The organism is Variovorax trehalosi, from assembly GCF_051216415.1.
Classification (GTDB): domain Bacteria; phylum Pseudomonadota; class Gammaproteobacteria; order Burkholderiales; family Burkholderiaceae_C; genus Variovorax.
Genome location: NZ_JBPJZG010000003.1, coordinates 601,117 through 620,112, shown reverse-complemented (window position 1 = coordinate 620,112; position 18,996 = coordinate 601,117). Strand labels below are relative to the sequence as shown.

General features: G+C 65.3%; 16 protein-coding genes. 13 read left to right on the top strand and 3 right to left on the bottom strand.

Annotation, left to right across the window (positions count from 1 at the left end):
- Window positions 1-13: 13 nt before the first annotated feature.
- The 9 genes from ACSFA7_RS14900 (at window position 14) to ACSFA7_RS14855 (ending at window position 11,457) form a co-directional block, all read left to right on the top strand.
- On the top strand, window positions 14-400 hold the full coding sequence (locus ACSFA7_RS14900) for a DUF2946 family protein (protein WP_435500080.1): 387 nt from the start codon (window positions 14-16) through the stop codon (window positions 398-400).
- A 100-nt stretch (window positions 401-500) separates the two neighbouring features.
- The gene (locus ACSFA7_RS14895) at window positions 501-2,678 is read left to right on the top strand and encodes a TonB-dependent siderophore receptor (RefSeq protein WP_435500079.1); all 2,178 of its coding nucleotides are present in this window, start codon (window positions 501-503) and stop codon (window positions 2,676-2,678) included.
- A gap of 1 nt (window position 2,679) precedes the next feature.
- Entirely contained in the window at window positions 2,680-4,245 is a 1,566-nt protein-coding gene (locus ACSFA7_RS14890; RefSeq protein WP_435500078.1) for an ABC transporter substrate-binding protein, read from the top strand.
- 26 nt (window positions 4,246-4,271) lie between these two features.
- Window positions 4,272-5,249: an ABC transporter permease gene (locus ACSFA7_RS14885; RefSeq protein WP_435500227.1), complete on the top strand. Its 978-nt coding sequence runs from the start codon at window positions 4,272-4,274 to the stop codon at window positions 5,247-5,249.
- The gene (locus tag ACSFA7_RS14880; protein WP_435500077.1) at window positions 5,246-6,088 is read left to right on the top strand and encodes an ABC transporter permease; all 843 of its coding nucleotides are present in this window, start codon (window positions 5,246-5,248) and stop codon (window positions 6,086-6,088) included. The genes ACSFA7_RS14885 and ACSFA7_RS14880 overlap by 4 nt, the downstream gene beginning before the upstream one ends.
- Complete coding sequence (locus ACSFA7_RS14875) at window positions 6,085-7,500, top strand: ABC transporter ATP-binding protein (protein ID WP_435500076.1); 1,416 nt, start codon at window positions 6,085-6,087, stop codon at window positions 7,498-7,500. Before ACSFA7_RS14880 ends, ACSFA7_RS14875 begins: the two co-directional genes overlap by 4 nt.
- 396 nt (window positions 7,501-7,896) lie before the next feature.
- Window positions 7,897-8,193, top strand: a complete 297-nt coding sequence (locus tag ACSFA7_RS14865) for an SLAC1 family transporter (protein WP_435500226.1) — start codon at window positions 7,897-7,899, stop codon at window positions 8,191-8,193.
- 11 nt (window positions 8,194-8,204) lie between these two features.
- Window positions 8,205-8,663 (top strand): SLAC1 family transporter, encoded by a 459-nt coding sequence (locus tag ACSFA7_RS14860; RefSeq protein WP_435500225.1) that lies wholly within the window; start codon window positions 8,205-8,207, stop codon window positions 8,661-8,663.
- 367 nt (window positions 8,664-9,030) lie between these two features.
- Window positions 9,031-11,457 (top strand): hypothetical protein, encoded by a 2,427-nt coding sequence (locus ACSFA7_RS14855; RefSeq protein ID WP_435500075.1) that lies wholly within the window; start codon window positions 9,031-9,033, stop codon window positions 11,455-11,457.
- 161 nt (window positions 11,458-11,618) lie between these two features.
- Here ACSFA7_RS14855 and ACSFA7_RS14850 read toward each other — a convergent pair whose 3' ends face one another.
- Window positions 11,619-12,065, bottom strand: coding sequence for a hypothetical protein (locus ACSFA7_RS14850; protein WP_435500074.1), 447 nt, complete (start codon window positions 12,063-12,065; stop codon window positions 11,619-11,621).
- A 128-nt stretch (window positions 12,066-12,193) separates the two neighbouring features.
- Here ACSFA7_RS14850 and ACSFA7_RS14845 point away from each other — a divergent pair, with 128 nt between their 5' ends.
- Together ACSFA7_RS14845 and ACSFA7_RS14840 are read left to right on the top strand one after the other, a co-directional pair.
- Complete coding sequence (locus tag ACSFA7_RS14845) at window positions 12,194-12,823, top strand: PadR family transcriptional regulator (protein ID WP_435500073.1); 630 nt, start codon at window positions 12,194-12,196, stop codon at window positions 12,821-12,823.
- Window positions 12,824-12,838: 15 nt separating this feature from the next.
- Window positions 12,839-13,681 (top strand): siderophore-interacting protein, encoded by an 843-nt coding sequence (locus tag ACSFA7_RS14840; RefSeq protein ID WP_435500072.1) that lies wholly within the window; start codon window positions 12,839-12,841, stop codon window positions 13,679-13,681.
- 45 nt (window positions 13,682-13,726) lie between these two features.
- Here the strand turns inward: ACSFA7_RS14840 and corA are convergent, their stop codons facing one another.
- Both corA and ACSFA7_RS14830 read right to left on the bottom strand, forming a co-directional pair.
- Window positions 13,727-14,704, bottom strand: a complete 978-nt coding sequence (gene corA / locus ACSFA7_RS14835) for a magnesium/cobalt transporter CorA (RefSeq protein WP_435500071.1) — start codon at window positions 14,702-14,704, stop codon at window positions 13,727-13,729.
- Between the two features lie 42 nt (window positions 14,705-14,746).
- Window positions 14,747-15,370, bottom strand: coding sequence for a hypothetical protein (locus ACSFA7_RS14830; protein ID WP_435500070.1), 624 nt, complete (start codon window positions 15,368-15,370; stop codon window positions 14,747-14,749).
- Between the two features lie 154 nt (window positions 15,371-15,524).
- On the opposite strand from ACSFA7_RS14830, the gene mutS reads away from it, so the two are divergent.
- Together mutS and ACSFA7_RS14820 are read left to right on the top strand one after the other, a co-directional pair.
- Entirely contained in the window at window positions 15,525-18,122 is a 2,598-nt protein-coding gene (mutS, locus tag ACSFA7_RS14825; protein WP_435500224.1) for a DNA mismatch repair protein MutS, read from the top strand.
- Between the two features lie 28 nt (window positions 18,123-18,150).
- Window positions 18,151-18,990, top strand: coding sequence for a proteasome-type protease (locus ACSFA7_RS14820; RefSeq protein ID WP_435500069.1), 840 nt, complete (start codon window positions 18,151-18,153; stop codon window positions 18,988-18,990).
- Window positions 18,991-18,996: the final 6 nt, after the last annotated feature.

Sequence of the window (18,996 nt, the reverse complement as noted above, 5' to 3'; positions counted from 1 at the left end):
AGCGCCTCCCGCCATGCCGCTTCGTCCCCTCCCGCTTCAACGCCTTCTCCGTCTCCTGCTGCTGGCCGTGTTCTTCAACGCGGCCATCGGCGTGCCTTTGCACGAGGCCGGGCATATGCGGCAGGACGTCGAGAGCGCGGCACAGGCGGCCGCCCTCGACACCATCGCGGACGCGGCCTCGGAAGCGGTCTCCCCGGGGCATGGCGACCAGGAAATTCACGGGGCCTGCGAATGGTGCCTGGCCCATGTGCACTTTGCCGCAGCGCCCGCGCGGTTGCCGGCCGCACTCGAAGTGGTGCAGACCACCGCACTGCCGCGTGCCCCGCCCGGGCCGGCCTTCGTGCCCTTTGCGGGCCGCTGGCCCTTCGCTTCGCGCGCTCCTCCCAACGCATCGACCTGACATTCCGCCGCCCTTGATTTGAAGGGCAGCGGCTCGTTTGTTTTTGCACGGCGCCCGGCTCTTCGAATGCACGGCGGTGGCGTGCAGTCGATTGCCATTCATGACTCCCATTGATCTCGCACGCGCGAACAGCCGCGTCTTTCTGTTTCGCCGTCTCCCGCTCGCGCTGGCGGCCTCGGCGCTTTTTTCCGGACAGGCGATGGCCCAGTCCGCGGATGCACCTCCTGCGGCCGCACAAGGGCAACTCACCACCGTCGAAGTCGTCGGCCGCACCGAGTCCGGCGCCTACCACGCGGACGAAGCGGCCGGCGCCAAGAGCGACCTGCCATTGCGCGAGCTGCCGCAGTCCGTGCGCATCGTCACGCGGCAGGCCATCGACGACCTGGGCGCCACCAAGCTGGACGATGTGCTCGACTACGTGGGCGGCGTCTCGCGCCAGAACAACTTCGGCGGGCTCTGGGACAACATCGCCATCCGCGGGCTTCCGGGCAACGAGAACACCGGCATGGCGACGCTGTTCAATGGCTTCTCTTCGAACCGCGGCTTCAATGCGCCGCGCGACCTGGCCGGCGTGGAGCGCATCGAATTCCTCAAGAGCACGGCCGCCGCGCTCTACGGCAGCAGCGAACCCGGCGGCACGCTCAACATCGTGTCCAAGCGGCCCTTGTGGAAACCGGCCAACGCCGTCGAGGTGTATGCCGGCAGCCAGGGCCTCAAGCGCGGTGCGCTCGACCTGACCGGGCCGATCGGCGGGAACTTCGCCTATCGCCTGAACGTGGCGGCCGAAGACCGCGACAGCTTTCGCGACCACGTCGACGCCCGGCGCGAAGTGGTCGCCCCCGCCTTCACCTGGAAGCTGGGCCGCGACACGGTGCTGGAATATTCCGGCGAGTACCTGCGGCATGCCACGCCGCTGGACCGGGGCGTGGTGGCCGTCAACAACCGCCTGGGCGCCGTGCCGCGCGATCGCTTCCTCGGCGAGCCGGCCGACGGCGACGTAACGGTGAAGAACCAGACGCACCAGTTCATCCTGTCGCACGAATGGAATTCCGCCTGGCGCAGCCGCGTGGGCGTGTCGTACCGCGAGACTTCGGTGAACGGCTTCGCCACCGAGCCCACCGTCTTGCGGGCCGACGGCAGCCTCACGCGGCAGCGGCGCTTTCGCGACTTCAGCTCCAACGACATCGCACTGCAGGCCGAGTTGCAGGGCAACGTGAAGACCGGCGCCATCGAACACGAACTGCTGTTCGGCGTGGAGAGCTTCCGCTTCGACATGGACACGCTGATGCTGCGCGCGAACCCCACCGCCGCAAGGCCCTATGCCATCAACATCTACAACCCGGTCTACGGCCAGCGCCAGCCGGTGCCCACCGCCAACACCGACACGCTGGAGCACCAGAAGAACACCGCGTTCTATGTGCAGGACGCGATCAGGCTGTCGCCCGAATGGCGGCTGGTGGCGGGCGTGCGCGCGGACAACTACAGCCAGTCGCTGCTGAACCGCAGAAACGCCACCACGGCCCGCCAGGAGCCCTCGTCGACCTCGCCGCGCATCGGCCTGAGCTGGCTGCCGACACCGCAATGGACCGTGTACGCCAACGCAGGCCGTTCGTTCAGGCCGAACACCGGCTCGGACGTCGCCGCCAACGGTTTCGCGCCCGAGACCGGCCGCTCGCTGGAACTGGGCACCAAGTGGGAGAGCGCCGACCAGCGCATGGGCGCCACCGCCGCGCTGTTCGACATCCGCAAGCGCAACGTGCTCACCTCCGACCCTGCCAACGCGGGCTACTCGGTGGCGGCTGGGGAAATACGCAGCCGGGGCCTGGAGTTCGACTTCTCGGGGCAGCTGTCGAAGCACTGGCGCCTGACCGCCAGCCTGGTGCTCAACGATGTGGAGATCGTCAGGGACAACACGCTCGAAGTCGGCGGCCGGCTGCTCAACGTGCCGCGCGTCAACGGCAGCGTGCTCGCGGTGTACGAAGACGGTCTGGCCAACGGCCAGCGCTACGGCATCGGCGGCGGGGTCACGCACATGGGCAAGCGCCTGGGCGAGGCCCGTGCGCAGGCCGAGGCCAAGGCCGGCACGCAAGCGTTCGAGCTGCCGGCCTACACCACCGCCAAGCTGGTCGCGTACTGGCGAATCAATCCCACGCTGCGCCTGACGCTGGACATCGACAACCTGTTCGACAAGACCTACTACGCGAGCTCGTACAGCCGCGTGTGGGTAACGCCCGGAAGCCCGCGCAGCATCACCGTCGGCCTGCAGGCCAAGTTCTGAAATGACATTGCTGCCCGACTTCACGCGCCGCCGCGCGCTCCAACTGCTGGCCACTGCCGGCCCCGCTGCAGCCGCATCGACGGCCTTGCGCGCGCAGCCGGCCACGACGCGCGCACCTCTGCAGATCGTCGGCCCCTGGGAGATTGCGGGCTTGTCCCCCGCCAGCAGCGGCCACGTGTTCACGCGCATGCAGGTCACCGAAACGCTGATGAATGCGAGCGACGACGGCATGCCGCTACCGGGCCTGGCCGGGCGCTGGCGCGTGTCGGACGACGGCCTCGCGTGGCACTTCACGCTGCGCGGCGCCGCGCGTTTTCATGATGGCACCGCGGTCACGGCGGCCGCTGTCGTGCGCAGCCTGCAGGCCGCGCGCGTGGCGCCGGCCCTGCTGAGCCAGGCGCCGATCCGCGCGGTGGAGGCCGAGGGCGCGGGTGTCGTCGTGGTCCGGCTGACGCAGCCCTACGGCGCGCTGCCCGCACTGCTCGCGCACAGCAGCACGATGGTGCTCGCGCCCGCAAGCTATGGGCCGGACGGCGCCGTGCGCAGCATCGTCGGCAGCGGGCCCTACCGTGTGGTGTCGATGGCGCCGCCGCAGCATGTGGAGGCAGCAGTCTTCGACGGCTACGACGGCCCCCGGCCCGCCATAGAGCGCGTGCGGTATCTGGCGGCCGGCCGCTCCGAAACCCGCGCGCTCATGGCCGAAAGCGGGCAGGCCGACCTGGCCTACGGCCTCGATCCGGCGAGCCTGGTGCGGCTGCGCAAGCGCGGCCAGGTGCGCGTGGACACCGTCACGCTGCCGCGCACCGTGATCCTCAAGGTCAACGCCGGACTGCCCGCACTGAACGATGTTCGCGTGCGCCAGGCGCTGAGCCTCGCGATCGACCGGCCCGGCATCGCCAAGGCACTGCTGCGCGACCCCGAGCTGGCGGCCACGCAGCTCTTTCCGCCCACCATGAAGGCCTGGCACCACAGTGCACTGCCGCCGTTGAAGCAAGACCCCGACGCCGCGGCGAGGCTGCTGGCCGAAGCCGGCTGGCGACGTGCGCCCGACGGTCTGCGCGACGCATCGGGCCAGCCGCTTCGCCTGTCATTGCGCACCTTCCCGGACCGGCCCGAGCTGCCGCTCATCGCATCGGCGCTGCAGGAGCAATGGCGGCAGGCCGGCATCGCCGTGCAGGTCGCCATCGGCAACTCGGGCGACATTCCCCTGGGCCACCGCGACGGCAGTCTGCAGCTGGGCCTGGCCGCGCGCAACTACGCCACCGTGCCCGCCCCCACCGGCACGCTGATGCAGGACTTCGGCACCTCGGGCGGCGACTGGGGCGCCATGGGCTGGCGCAGCGATGCGGTCGCCCGCGCGCTGGCCGAGCTGTCGCGCGGCACTTCATCGGCAGAACGCGCGGCGGCGTTGCGAACGCAGGTCACGGCGGTGCTCCAGGCCGAGCTGCCGGTGATCCCCATCGCCTGGTATCGCCAGCAAGTGGCGGTGGGCCGGCGCCTGGAAGGCGTGAGCCTCGACCCATTGGAACGCTCTTACCGGCTCACCGCCATGAGGTGGTCCGCGTGAACCAGACCATCGAGACCCTCAAGACCATGACCCCTGACATCACCCCCAGCCGCACCGCCTGGACCGCGATGCTGCTGCGCCGCGCCATCCAGATCCTCGCGCTCGGCCTCCTGGTGGGCACCGTGTGCTTCTTCATGGCCCGCTCGCTCCCGGGCGACATGGCCACCCGCATCGCCGCGGGGCGCTACGGCTACGACCTCGTGAGCAACGCGGCGGCCGATGCCGTGCGCCTCGAACTCGGGCTCGACCGGCCCCTGTGGCTCGCGCTGCTGCACTGGTGGGGAGACATCGTGCGGCTCGATCTCGGCACCTCGCTGGTCAGCGGCCATGCGGTGTGGCGCGAAGTGGCGCATCAACTCGCGGCGACCATCGAACTGGCAGCGGCTTCGGTGTTCGTCGCGGCCGTCGTCGGCTTGCCGCTGGGCATCTGGTCGGGCCTGCATGCGGGCGGATGGGTCGACCGCTTCACGCTGGCGCTGGCCGTGGTGCTGCGCGCGCTGCCGCCCTTTCTGCTCGCCGTGCTGCTGATGGTGGTGGTGGCGGTGCGCCTGGGCGCCGTGCCGGTTGCGGGCGACGACCACGGCGGCAGCCTGCTGCTGCCTGCGTTGACGCTCGGCCTCGGGCTGGCCGCGGGGCTGGCGCGCGTGGCCCGCTCCGCCATGCGCGAGGCGGCCGCCTCCGCGTCTTTCGAATTCGCCCGCACCAAGGGCCTGTCGGACAGGCAGGCGCTCGTGCACCACGGCCTGCGCCAGGCGGCCACGCCGGTGGTGGCCTACCTCGGCGTGCATGCGGTGTTCCTGGTCGAAGGCACGGTCGTCGTCGAAACCCTGTTCGCCTGGCCCGGCATCGGCCATGCGCTGGTGCATGCGGTGTTCGGGCGCGACGTGCCGATGATCCAGAGCGCAGCCCTGTGCATGGGTCTGCTGTTCGTGGTGTTCAACCTGCTGGTGGATGCGGCCTGCCTCGCGCTCGATCCGCGCCGGCGCATGGGAGCGGCGGCATGAGCGGCAGCTTGATCGACATGGCCCCGCTCGACCTCGCTGGCCGCGGCGCGCGCCGCGCGGCCATCCGCCGCCGCGCGGGCCTTGGCATCCTCGCGCTGGTCGCCGCGTTCTCGCTGTTCGGCCCCGAGCTGATCGGCATCGACCCCGCCCGCCAGACGCTCGCCGACACGCTCCTGCCGCCCGGTGCGGCCCATTGGCTCGGCACCGACGTGCTGGGCCGCAGCGTGCTCGCGCGGCTCGCGCATGCGGCCCGGCTCTCGCTGGGCCTGGCCTTGCTCGCGGCATTGACCGCGGCCGTCCCCGGCGTGCTGCTGGGCGTGGCCGCGAGCTGGCGCGGCGGGCGCATCGAACGCGCGCTGGTCATGCTGGCCGATGCCGTGCTCTCGGTGCCGGGCCTGTTGCTGGTGCTGCTGTTCGCCGCACTGGCGCCGGGGCGGCACTGGGCGCTGTACATCGGCCTGTCGCTGTCGCTGTGGGTCGAATACTTCCGCATTTGCCGCGCCGCCAGCCGGCAGGTGCTCGCGGGCGATGCGGTGCAGGCCTCGCGCCTGCTCGGCTTCGGTGCGGGCTACGTGCTGCGCCGGCACTTGCTGCCTGCCCTCGCGCCCGTGCTGGGAACCTTGCTCGCCTTCAGTGCCGCGCAGGCGGTGCTGGCGCTGGCCGCGCTCGGCTTCATCGGCGTGGGGCTGCAGCCGCCCACACCCGAACTGGGATTGATGATGACGGAGTTTCTTCCCCACTACGAAGAGGCGCCCTGGCTCATTGCCGCGCCGGTGGCGCTGCTGATGGCGGTGGTGCTCGGCATGATGCTCGTGGCCGGCGACGGAGAAACGACATGACCGCTTCCGTTCTGCTCGCAGCCGACAACCTCGGCGTTCACGTCGGCACCCGCGCCCTGCTGCGCGACGTGTCCTTCAGCCTGCGCGCCGGCGAAGTGCTGACCCTGCTCGGCGAAAGCGGCGCCGGCAAATCGCTGCTCGCGCAGGCCGTGATGGGCAACCTGCCCGCCGCGCTGCGCGCCAGCGGCAGCGTCACCCTCGACGGCACGACGAGCCGCGCCGACGACGCCCGCGCACGACGCCCGCGCTGGGGACGCACGCTCGCGCTGCTGCCCCAGGAGCCGAGCCTAGCGCTCGACCCGCTGATGCGCATCGCGCCGCAGCTCTCGGAAACGCACGAACTGGTGCGCGGCGCCGCGTTCGACCAGGCAGAAGCCGCCGCATTGCACGACCTCGAGGCCGCCGGCCTCGCCGCATCCGCGCGGCAGTACCCGTGGCAGCTTTCCGGCGGCATGGCGCAGCGCGCCGCCGCCGCCGTGGCCTGCGCGGGCGGTGCCCGCATCCTGCTGGCCGACGAACCCACCAAGGGCCTGGATGCGCATTGGCGCGACCACACCGTGGCGATGCTGCAGGGCGTGCAGCGCGGCGGTGGATGCGTCGTGGTCATCACACACGACCTGCGCGTGGCCGAGGCGCTCGGCGGACAGCTCATCGTGCTGTGCGCCGGCCAGGTCGTGGAGCGCGGCGATGCCCGCACCGTGCTGGCCAACCCGCAGCATGCGTTCACGCGGCGGCTCGTCGCGGCCGATCCCGCGCGTTGGCCCCGACGTGCAGCAGCCTCGGCTTCGGCTTCGGCAGGCGCACCGGTGCTCAGCGCGCAGGGCCTGTCCAAGGGCTTCAGCGGCAGGCCGCTGTTCGACGGGCTCGATCTGCAGATTCGCGCCGGCGACCGCTTCGTGGTGCAGGGCCCCAGCGGCACCGGCAAGAGCACGCTGGGCAATGTGCTGCTCGGGCTGATGCCGGCCGACCGCGGCGTGGTGCGGCGCGCGGAAGGCCTGCATGCCACCGCCTTCCAGAAGCTTTACCAGGACCCCGTCGCTTCTTTCGCGCCGCAGATCACCCTGGGGCAGTCGCTGCGCGACGTGGCGGCAAGGCATCGCTGCGCATGGCCCGCCGTGCTGCAGCACCTCGGCCGGATGGGTGTGCCGCACGACCTGCTGGCGCGTCGACCCTCGCAAGTGTCCGGCGGCGAACTGCAGCGCGTTGCGCTCGCGCGCGTGCTCACGGTGCAGCCCGCGCTCGTGTTCGCCGACGAGCCGACCTCGCGGCTGGACCCGGTGTCCCAGCAGGAAGCCATGGCCGTCCTGCTCGATGCGCTCGACGAGCGCGGCGCAGCGCTGATGCTGGTGACGCACGACGACGACATCGCGGATGCGGTGGCGACGCAGCGGTGGAGGCTTGCCGCGGGTTGAGCCCCGGCACGAGAAAGGCGGTGGCCGGCCGCACGCACGTCAGACAACGCACGGATTTGGCAGAAAACGCCGCCCCACGGCAGTAACAGCCCAAGCCGATGCGCCAGAGACTGACGCGCATGACAAATTCCGCTACCTCTGCCCTCGCCGCGATGGAAGCCCGCCCCGCTGCTGCAGTCACTGCTGCTGGGGCGTCCATCAAGAACCTCCCCGTCAACCTGTTCGCCGCGGTGATGGGCCTCTCGGGCCTTTCGATGGGATGGCGCCTTGCGCACGCCGAGTTCGGCGCAGTCGTGCCCCGCGTGGTGTCGGACGTGATCGGCCTCTTCGCCACCTTCGTGTTCGTCGTGCTCGCCATCGGCTATGGCGCCAAACTGCTGCGGCACCCCGGCGGCCGTGAAGGCGGAGTTCAACCATCCGATTGCCGGCAACTTCTTCGGCACCATCGCGATTGCGTTGCTGCTGCAATCGGCCGTGCTCGGCCACTACAACAGCACGCTGGGCCAGGTGATGTGGATCGCCAGCACCGTCGCCACGCTGTTGCTGGCCGCGCATGTGGTCTCGCGCTTGCTGGGCGGCAACTGCCACCCCGCGCATGCGGTGCCCGCGTGGATCATTCCGGGCGTCGCCGCGCTGGACATTCCCGTCACCGGCAGCCACATGCCCATGGCCTGGGCCTGCGCTGCGCGATAGCGCAGGGCGAGGTGCTGCTGCTGTCGGCGGCCGTGGGTTCGGTGATGGCGCTCGTGCTGTTCGCGATGATCGTCACGCGATTGATCCAGCACGAACCGCTCGCCCCGGCGATGACGCCCTCGCTGCTGATTCTTGTCGCGCCGTTCGAGGTGGGGTTCACGGCGTACGTGAACCTCACGGGGCGGGTGGATCTGTTTGCGGGGCTGTTGTTTTACTTCGGACTGTTTTTGTTTGTGGTGCTGGCGCCGAAGGTGTTCAAGCGGAGCGTGCCGTTTGGGGCGGGGTGGTGGGCGATCAGCTTTCCGCTGGCTGCGATGGTGAATGCGGGGGTGGTGTATGCGGGGGTGCGGGGGGCTTGGCCGTTGCAGCTATTGACGGGTGCATCGCTAGCACTTCTTACCGTGGCGCTGTTTGTGCTGACGGTTCGGACGGTTCGGGTTCTTTTTAATGGGCGGTTGTTGGCGGGTTGAGGGAGTAGCGCCTTACGGTCTGTCTCAGCGCTGTTGGGCCAACCAGCGTACCGTTGGCGTCCCCCTACTCAGTGATTCGTCAGCACCTCCGCCAGAGCACAAATTGGGGACGGCAAGTTGACAATCCCCAGGCACGACTGTCTAAATAGTCCAACAAAGGATATTGCCCACGGCTGAGGACGGTACGTTCCGAGCCGACTTACACCAAGCCAAGGACCAAGCAAAGGCCGGCGTATTGCTAACCCCGATTGCAGCATCGCTGTCCACTGGCCGCCTTTTTCTACCCAGTGCGATACCAAATCAAGCCATGCCCCTCGCGCTCACGAACTCTCTCCGCTACTATGCAACGAAATAGGAGAAGAGATAAATGTCGCACTTAGCCGCAAAAGAAATCGTCGAATTTGCCAAGTCCGCAGATTTGAATGAGGCAGACACCAGATTTCATATTATTGATCGTTTGCTTCGAGATGTTTTGGGCTGGCCAAATGGATCTTTTAGAATGGAGCCATCTACGCTCGAAGGCTTTGCAGACTATCATTTACTACGGCCAAGCGGGAGTCCGGTAGTAATTGTCGAAGCGAAGCGCACAGGAATTTATTTTGATTTACCGCAAAACTTCAACCACAAAAAACTATTTCGAGCAGTCAAGACAAAAACACTTCTAACTGGCGAGAATTTAAAAAAAGCAATAATTCAAGCACAAAGATATTGCGCCGACGAAGGATGCGAATATGGTGCCGTTACGAACGGGCTGCAATTCATTCTGTTTAAAGCATTCCAAAAAGGAAAGGCTTGGCGCGACTTAACGGCACTTGTCATATCTGACATTTCATGGTTCGAGGAAAACTTCGTCGATGCCGTTGCCCTTATTGGCTACACAGCGGTTATTGAACAGCATAGTCTGCAATCAACATTTGACGGGGGTGGCCCAGATAGTAGGGAAATATTCTTCCCCAAAGAGCGAATTGCATCTTTCAACCAAACCATTAATTCAAATTATTTGGCAAAGCATATTCGCGGAATTGTGCAGCAATATTTTGGCCCAATAGATGCAAGCAACAGAGAGTTTGTCGAAAAATGCTACGTTTTTCAGCGCGCTCATGACAAAAATTTACGAGGCATACGGACTTTAATTAGGGATTCGGTCTCCCCTTTCATGGAGACCTATGGCGTCTTAGAAACTGAGGATGCTGAGAGCGGAGGGGCTTTTGCAAATCGCTTGGTTAAAGGTATCAAAAAAGAAGTAGCCGGAGATGTAGTGATTCTTTTTGGGGGCAAGGGATCAGGAAAATCTACATTTATCAAAAAAGTTCTTTTACACAAACCCCCACAATATTTAAAAAAGCACTCCACGTCAATTATTGTCGATCTACTTTCTGCACCCAAAGATCCTACTTCCGTTCGAGAACATCTATGGGGCGCCCTCATTTCCAAATTAGACTCCGAAAATATTCTAATTGGAGAGCGAGAAGATTTAATTCGATTATTTTTAGACAGGTTTGAAGTTGCTCAGAAACAGGAGCTTCGTGGTTTTTTTGAAGAATCGGAACTGTACAATGAAAAATTAAATGCGCTACTTGCGAACTGGAAGAGCGACCAACGCTATGTGGCGCGACGACTAGTTAGCTGGCATAGAAAGCAGCATCGAGGAGTCATTGTCGCGATTGACAATACGGATCAACTTGAAAATCAGCTGCAAGATTACGCTTTTTCTCTGGCAGCCGAAGTAAGTAAAGATCTAGGGTGCTTAGTGCTCATTTCAATGCGCGAGGAGCGCTTTTATGCATCCAAGATCCGAGGAATGCTTGACGCCTATCAAAATAGCGCATTTCACATCAGCGCACCCACCCCTGACGAAGTTTTTAGTCGGCGCATTGGCTATGTTCTCGACTTGATTAAAGCCGGCGCTATCGAAACGGAAATCGAAGCACGGGACGATATCATTAGATTTTTTCAGTTATTTAGAACGGATTTTTTAAGAGAACCGTCCTCACCGCTCAATCAATTCGTAACAGCCTCGGCCCATGGAAATATTAGACTTGCGCTTGATCTTTTTGGGGACCTAGTTTTATCTGGGTATACCAATGCTGCAGAGATGGCGCAGTCCCGTACGGGATGGAACTTACTTATCCACCAAGTCATTAAGCCGTTACTCACACCGACTAGGCTTTTTTACGATGAAAAGCTCAGCAAGATCCCTAATCTTTTCCAAATAAGAACAAGCGAGGGCGGCTCCCATTTTACAGGCCTACGAATTCTTAAACGGCTTTTAATAGCTCAAGACCCATTGGCTCCATCTTTTGTTTCCATGTCCGAAATACGAGGGTTTTTCTCAGAAACCTTTGGAGCGGACACTGATTTTCGACAATGGGTAGATAGATTGCTTGCATCAAATCTGATCGAATCCTCGACTCGCCACGACGTTTTTTCAGACGACATCGACTCCCTGCGGATAACATCGTTTGGGCAGTTTGCGCTCTCAGACCTCTACAAGGCATTCACATACGTGGATCTAGTTTGTACTGACTGTGGTGTTCGGTCGGAAAGTCATTGCAATGGTCTTGTTAGTGTGGCGAATATCGAGGTTCAGCTTTTCAATGAGCGAAAACGATTTGATAGAGTTAAACGAAGACTTGAGAAAATGGATCTCTTTGTGAGCTATCTTTCGCAGGAAGAAGAGCGGGAGGTTGCATATTTCTCCCTCAGTGCCGAGTACGAATTTGTCCCGAGTCTTATCGCAAGCTGGGATATAGAAAAGCCGAGAGTCTTAGCCAGCGCAGGACGAAATAAATAACGGCCGCTCGGGGAGCTGGGGAGCGGGAAACTCTCGCTCAATGTGCGATTGATCGCCCAAGGATTTGTGAATCTTAGGGCGATCTTGCGAGATTCTTTAGCAACTCGTAGCGCGAGTTAAAAGCGATTCCACCTTCTTAGGCGCCTAGTCAGCGGAGCAATTTACCAATTCCAATTACGGCGCCTACCCCTCACACTCGCCTGCAACAACTCATCCGCAGCCCGCGCCAGATCCGCAGCGATCCACATCATGTTCCCGCGGTGCATCTCCCCTGCTTCTTCGAACCACCCGTTGCCGTCCCCATAGGCGCACCACAGCAGCGAGTTCAGCTGCGTGAGTTTTTCTTCGAGGAGGTCTCTTGCTTCGTTGCCCGTCGGGGTTGAGGGCGGCGCGCCGCTGGTGGTGGTGCTGCGAGCACCGCCGCGGCGGGTCGCAGGCGCATCGCGCGTCGGCGCAGCGCGAATTCGGCTGCTGCCGAACGGGCCCGCCTGGGACGTCTCCAGTAACTGTTGAACGTCGAGCCCGGCCAGCGCCCGCGAAGTGCGCCGCCTCGTCGATGGCCCTCGAAGCTCGCGATGAGCAGCAAGTTGTTCGCGCGCTTCGTTCATATCGCACCGAACATTAGATACATCGGAAAAAACGGGCAGCTCTCGCTTTCGATGCGCCAAACCCTGTCTTGACTTCGTTTTAGATATATATCTAAAATCGTTTCGATACATCCATCAAGGACTTCGACATGAGACACCCCCACTTCGGCCATCACCACCACAACCACCATTGCCACGCCCCGCGCGGCGAGCACGGAGACGGCTTCTCCGGCGGCCGTGGCCGTCATGGTCATGGCGACGGTGACCTCGGCGACGAGCGCATGCCCGGAGGCCGCGGCGGTCGTGGCGGCGGGCGCGTGTTCGGCCACGGCGGGCTGCGCTTCGTGCTGCTGCAGCTGATCGCCGACAAGCCTTCGCACGGCTACGAGCTCATCAAGGCCATCGAAGACCGCCTGGGCGGCAGCTATGCGCCGAGTCCCGGCGTGGTCTACCCCACCCTCACGCTGCTCGAAGAGATGGGCTACCTGAGCGTGGAGACGGCCGACAACGGCGGCCGCAAGCGCTACACCATCACCCCGGGCGGCCAGGAGTTTCTGGCCGCCAACCGCGAGACGGCCGACGCCATGATGGCCCGCATGACGGGCGGCGTGGACGGCGCGGGCCCGCGCGGCGGACGGCCGCCGCAGGTCACGCGCGCCATCGAAAACCTGAAGCTCGCCATGCGCATGCGCCTGTCGGGCACACCCCTCACCGAACAACAAGCCCACGATTTCGCCGCGGTGCTCGACAGCGCCGCTCAACAGCTAGAGCGCATCTGAACTTCTTCTTTTGAAATGACCGACTTCACAACCACTCCCTCTTCTTCCAACACACCCGACCGCACGCCGCGCCGCGTGCGCCACGACCTTCGCTTTCGCCAGCTCTCGGTGAAGACAGTGCAGCGCGTGACGCCGCACCTGATCCGCATCGTGCTCACCGGCGACGACCTCGCGGGCTTCACGAGCCTGGGGTTCGACGACCACGCGAAGATCTTTTTCCCCGACGCAACCACGGGCAAGCTCACGCTGCCGACGGCCGGGCCCGAGGGTCCGATCTGGCCCGCGAGCGGCCGCCCGACGATGCGCGACTACACGCCGCGCCGCTTCGACGCGAAGGCGAACACGCTGGAGATCGACTTCGCGCTGCACGACGCCGGCCCCGCCACCCAATGGGCCGAGAACGCCAAGCCCGGCGACACGCTCGGCGTGGGCGGCCCGCGCGGCTCGTTCATCGTGCCGACCGAATTCGACTGGCACCTGCTGATCGGCGACGACACCGCCCTGCCCGCCATCTCGCGGCGCCTGGCCGAGCTGCCGGCCGGTGCGCGGGTGGTGGTTCTGGCGGAGGTCGACAGCGAAGCCGACCAGATTCCGTTCGACACGCAGGCCGAGCTCACGCTGCAATGGGTGCATCGGCGCGGCGCCGAGGCCGGCGTGAGCACGGTGCTTGTCGATGCGCTGAAGACGGCGAAGCTGCCGGCCGGCGATTTCCATGCGTGGGTCGGGTGCGAGTCGGGCATTGCGAAGGCATTGCGTGCGCACCTCGTGAGCGAGCGAGGCGCGAACCCGAAGTGGACCCGCGCGTCGGGCTACTGGCGGCGCGGGGCTGCGGCCACGCACGATTCACACGACGAGTGATCGGGTCTTGCTCCTTCCCCCGCTGGGGGAGGGAGCAAGACAAACTCAGAGCCAGCCGGCGCGCCTGAAGCGGTAGTAGAGATAGCCGCAGGTGCTGACGATGAGCCCCAACGCCACCGCATAGCCGTACTTGAATTTCAGCTCGGGCATGTTCTCGAAGTTCATGCCCCAGATACCGGCGAACGCGGTGCACACCGCGAAGATGCTGGCCCAGGCGGCAAGCCGCTTGGTCACTTCGCTGTCTTCGATGGTCACCATCGACAGGTTCACCGCGATGGCGGTGCCGATGGTGTCGCGCATCGCGTCGATCGAACCGTTGATGCGGCCCAGGTGATCGCCGACGTCGCGAAAGTACTCCTGCGTGCCCATGCAGATCTGCGGCACGCGCCCGCCGTACAGCTTGCCCGCCGCCTCCACGAGCGGCGCCACCGCGCGCTTCAAGGTCATGCTGCGGCGCTTCAGGTCGTAGAGCTGCTTGATCTTGTCGCGCGCCGCGCCGCTGTGCCCGAAGATCTGCTGCTCGATGGTTTCGAGCTCGACCTCGAGCGCATCGATGACGGGAAAGTAGCGATCGACCACCGCGTCCATCAGCGCATAGAGCACGAAGCCCGCGCCGTTGCGCAGCAGGTCGGGCTCGCGCTCGCAACGCTCGCGCACGCCCAGAAAGCCCTGCTGGCTGCGGTTGCGCACCGAGAGCACGTAGTTGCGGCCCACGAACACATCGACCTCGCCCACGTTCACGCAGTGCTCGCCCTCGGCCGAGGGCTCCACCAGGTGCATGACGACGAAGAGCGAGTCGCCGTACTCCTCGACCTTGGGGCGCTGGTGGCCGTGGTGGGCGTCTTCGACCGCGAGCGGATGCAGGTTGAATTCCGCCTGCATCTCGGCGAGCTCCTCGGGCGAGGGATCGCTCAGCGCCACCCACACGAAGCAGCCGGGGCGGGTGATGTAGTCGCTGATGTCCTCGACCGGAATGTCGGCGAGCTTGGCGCCGTTTTCGTAGGCCACGCAGTTGATCAGCATCGGTGCTCGTCCATGTTCGATCGTGAGGTTTTCTGTCTTGGGTCAGGCCGCTGCGTCGGGGTTGGCGGTCGCGGCCAGTTGGGCGGTTTCTGCGAGCGATGCCTCGATGGCCTGTGTCTCGCTCCTGAGCAGAGCCAGGCCTTTTTCGGCGAACGCGCTGTGGCTCGCCACGTCGGCCCACAGGCTCGCCGCGGCTTCGGCGCATGTGAGCGACGTGAAACGGATACGGCCCTTCGCCAGATCGATGAAGCGCTTCTCGCGCAGCGGGTCCGCACGGTCCCAGGCACCGCCGATGAGCACGCGCTTGCCGCGCTTGATGCGGGGTTCGCGCTCGGCGAAGAAAGGCAGCTTGGCGGACACCCAGCCGAGCATGCCGCTGTTCAACGCGGTGTCGAAGTCGGAGGGAGCGGTGTGGGCCTTTGCGTAGTCGCGCAGAGTGCCGAGTTGGTAGAGCACCGGGTCCTTGGGGCCGGACGGGCCGCCTTCGACGGGCCGGATGACCGACGGGCCAGCGCTTCCGCCCTTCTCGGGCCGCTTCGATTTGCGCAGGTCGGCAAGCTGGGCCGGCGGCATGCAGAGATACAGCGCCGCGAGTTCCGCGGGCAAGGTGGCGGTGTCCGGCAGCGCGTTCGCTTCAGGGCCTTTGATTTCTTCCGGGGGGGCCATGGGCGCCTTGTTGTTCTTCACGCGGGGTTTGCGCGAGGGGATTTTAGGGCGGGGGGCAGAAAGCGCCGCCCGCCCGTCCCCGATAATCCCCCGAGTGAAAACGACGACTGCCCAACCCCTCCCCCCGACCAGCGACCTCTCCGGGCACACGCCCATGATGGCGCAGTACCTGGGCCTCAAGGCGAACCATCCCGACACGCTGCTGTTCTACCGGATGGGCGATTTCTACGAACTGTTCTGGGCCGACGCCGAAAAGGCCGCGCGCCTGCTCGACATCACGCTCACCCAGCGCGGCCAGTCGGCCGGCCAGCCGGTGGTGATGTGCGGGGTGCCTTTCCATGCGGTCGATACCTACCTCGCGCGCCTCATCAAGCTGGGCGAATCCGTCGCCATCTGCGAGCAGGTGGGCGAGGTTGGCGCGAGCAAGGGGCCGGTGGAGCGCAAGGTGGTGCGGGTGGTCACGCCCGGCACGCTGACCGATTCGGAACTGCTCAACGACAAGAGCGAATCGCTGCTGCTCGCGGTGCATGCGGGCACGCGCAATTTCTGCGGGCTCGCGTGGCTGAGCGTGACGGGCGCCGAGCTGCGGCTGGCCGAGTGCCCGGCCGATGCGCTCGAAGCGTGGATCGCGCGCATCGCGCCGAGCGAATTGCTCTACAGCGCCGAGGTGACGCCGGCTTTCGAGCAACGCCTGAAAGCCGCCCGCACCGCAACGCCGTTCACCCTCTCGATCCGCCCCGCGTGGCAGTTCGACGGCGGCCTCGGCGAGCGCAAGCTCAGCGAGCAGATGGGCAGCAACAGCCTGGCCGCGTGGAACGCCGAATCGCTGACCAACGCGCATGCGGCGGCCGCCGCGCTGCTGGGTTACGCCGAACACACGCAAGGCCGTGCGCTCTCGCATGTGCAGCGCCTCTCTGTCGAACGCGATGGCGACCTGATCGAACTGCCGCCCACCACGCGGCGCAACCTCGAGCTCGTGCAGACGCTGCGCGGCGAAGACGCGCCCACGATGTTCTCGCTGCTCGACACCTGCATGACGGGCATGGGCAGCCGGCTCGTGAAGCGCTGGCTGCTCTCGCCCCGTCGCGACCGCACCGAAGCGCAGGCGCGGCTCGAAGCCATCGGCGCGCTGCAGTCGACGGTGCTTGGCGGCACGGCCGCGCCCTGGCGCACGCTGCGGGAACAACTGAAGAACACGAGCGATGTGGAGCGCATCGCGGCACGCATCGCGCTGCGCCAGGTGCGTCCGCGCGAACTGCTGGCGCTGCGCCTTGCGCTCGCCAAGGCCGAGCAACTGGCGCCGCTTCTCCCCGCCTCCGCCCCGCTGCTGACGCGCATCGCCGAGCGGCTCGCACCGCCGCCGGGTTGCGCCGACCTGCTGGTGAGCGCGATCAAGCCCGACCCGTCGGCGCTGGTGCGCGACGGCGGCGTGATCGCCACCGGCCACGACGCGGAGCTCGACGAGCTGCGCGCCATCAGCGACAACTGCGACGACTTCCTGCTCAAGCTCGAAGTGAGCGAGCGCGAGCGCACCGGCATCAGCAACCTGCGGGTGCAGTTCAACCGGGTGCACGGCTTCTACATCGAGGTGACGCAGAGTGCGCTCTCGAAGGTGCCCGACAACTACCGCCGCCGGCAGACGCTGAAGAACGCCGAGCGCTTCATCACGCCCGAGCTGAAGGCCTTCGAAGACAAGGCCCTGAGCGCGCAAGACCGCGCGCTGGCCCGCGAGAAGTGGCTCTACGAGCAACTGCTCGATGCGCTGCAGCCTTCGGTGCATGCGCTCACGCAACTGGCCGGCGGCATCGCCACGCTCGATGCGCTGTGCGCGCTGGCCGAGCGCTCGCACACGCTGCACTGGCGCGCGCCGACCTTCGTGGCGCATCCGTGCATCGAGATCCAGCAGGGGCGGCATCCGGTGGTCGAGGCGCGGCTCGCCGAGAAGTCCTCCGGCGGCTTCATCGCGAACGACACGCAGCTCGGACCGCAACAGCGCATGCAGGTCATCACCGGGCCGAACATGGGCGGTAAATCGACGTACATGCGGCAGGTGGCGATCATCGTGCTGCTCGCCTCCATCGGCTCGCACGTACCGGCGGCCGCCTGCCGGCTCGGGCCGATCGATGCCATTCACACCCGCATCGGCGCGGCGGACGACCTGGCCAATGCGCAATCGACTTTCATGCTGGAGATGACCGAGGCCGCGCAGATCCTGCACAGCGCCACCGCGCAGTCGCTGGTGCTGATGGACGAAATCGGCCGCGGCACCAGCACCTTCGACGGGCTGGCGCTGGCCGCGGGCATCGCGGCACAACTGCACGACCGCAGCAAGGCCTTCACGCTCTTCGCCACCCACTACTTCGAGCTGACCGAATTCCCGGCCACGCACCACGGCGCGGTGAACATGCATGTGAGTGCGACTGAGGCGGGCCGCGACATCGTGTTCCTGCACGAAATGCAACCCGGCCCGGCCAGCAAGAGCTACGGTATTCAGGTCGCGCGGCTTGCCGGCATGCCAGCCGCTGTGGTCAACCATGCGCGGCAGGCGCTCGAAGCGCTTGAATCGCAGCATGCGCAAACTCGTGCACAGGTCGACCTGTTTGCGCCCCCTCCGGTGGCCGAGACGCCGCTGTCCAGCGCCGTAGAATCCGCGCTGGCCGCGCTAGACCCCGACACCATGAGCCCGCGCGAGGCCCTAGACGCGCTCTATGCCCTCCAGAAACTGAACACGCGTGAACGCAGTGCCGCCTGAGCGGGCCTGATTCATGCGAGACGAACTCATGACTTATTGCGTAGGCATCAAACTCAACGCCGGCCTGGTGTTTCTCTCCGACTCGCGCACGAACGCGGGCGTGGACCACATCAGCACCTTCCGCAAGATGATCGTCTACGAGCAGCCGGGCGACCGCGTGATGGTGCTGCTGTCCTCGGGCAACCTGAGCATCTCGCAGTCGGTGCGCGAAATCCTCCAGATCGAGGAGCTTCGCGAAACCCGTGAAGACGGCACCCAAGGCGACCCGATCACCATCTGGAACGCCAAGAGCATGTTCGACGCCGCCCGCGTGCTGGGCTCGGCGGTGCGCCATGTGTACGACCGCGATGCCGAAGCGCTGAAGCACGCGGGGCTCGACTTCAACGTGTCCTTCATCTTCGGCGGGCAGGTCAAGGGCGAGGGCATGCGCCTCTTCCTGGTCTACGCCGCGGGCAACTTCATCGAGGCGACCACCGAGACGCCTTACTTCCAAGTGGGCGAGTCGAAGTACGGCAAGCCCGTGCTCGACCGGGTGCTCACGCCCGAGACGCCGCTCGACGAAGCCGCCAAGTGCGCGCTGGTGTCGATGGACTCGACGATGAAGTCGAACCTCTCGGTGGGCCTGCCGCTCGATCTGGTGGTGTACGAAGCCAACAAGTTCGAGACCGACCGGGTGATCTGCATCGACGCCGACAACCCCTACTACCGCATGATGCACAACAGCTGGGGCCAGAAGCTGCGCGAGGTGTTCGACAGCATCGAAGACCCGGTGTGGGACGACTCCGCCACCGACCATCCGCTGAAGATGCCGGCCACGCGGCACAGCCCGCTGCGCAAGATCTCGACCCCCGACGAAAAGCTCATCTGAGCCCGG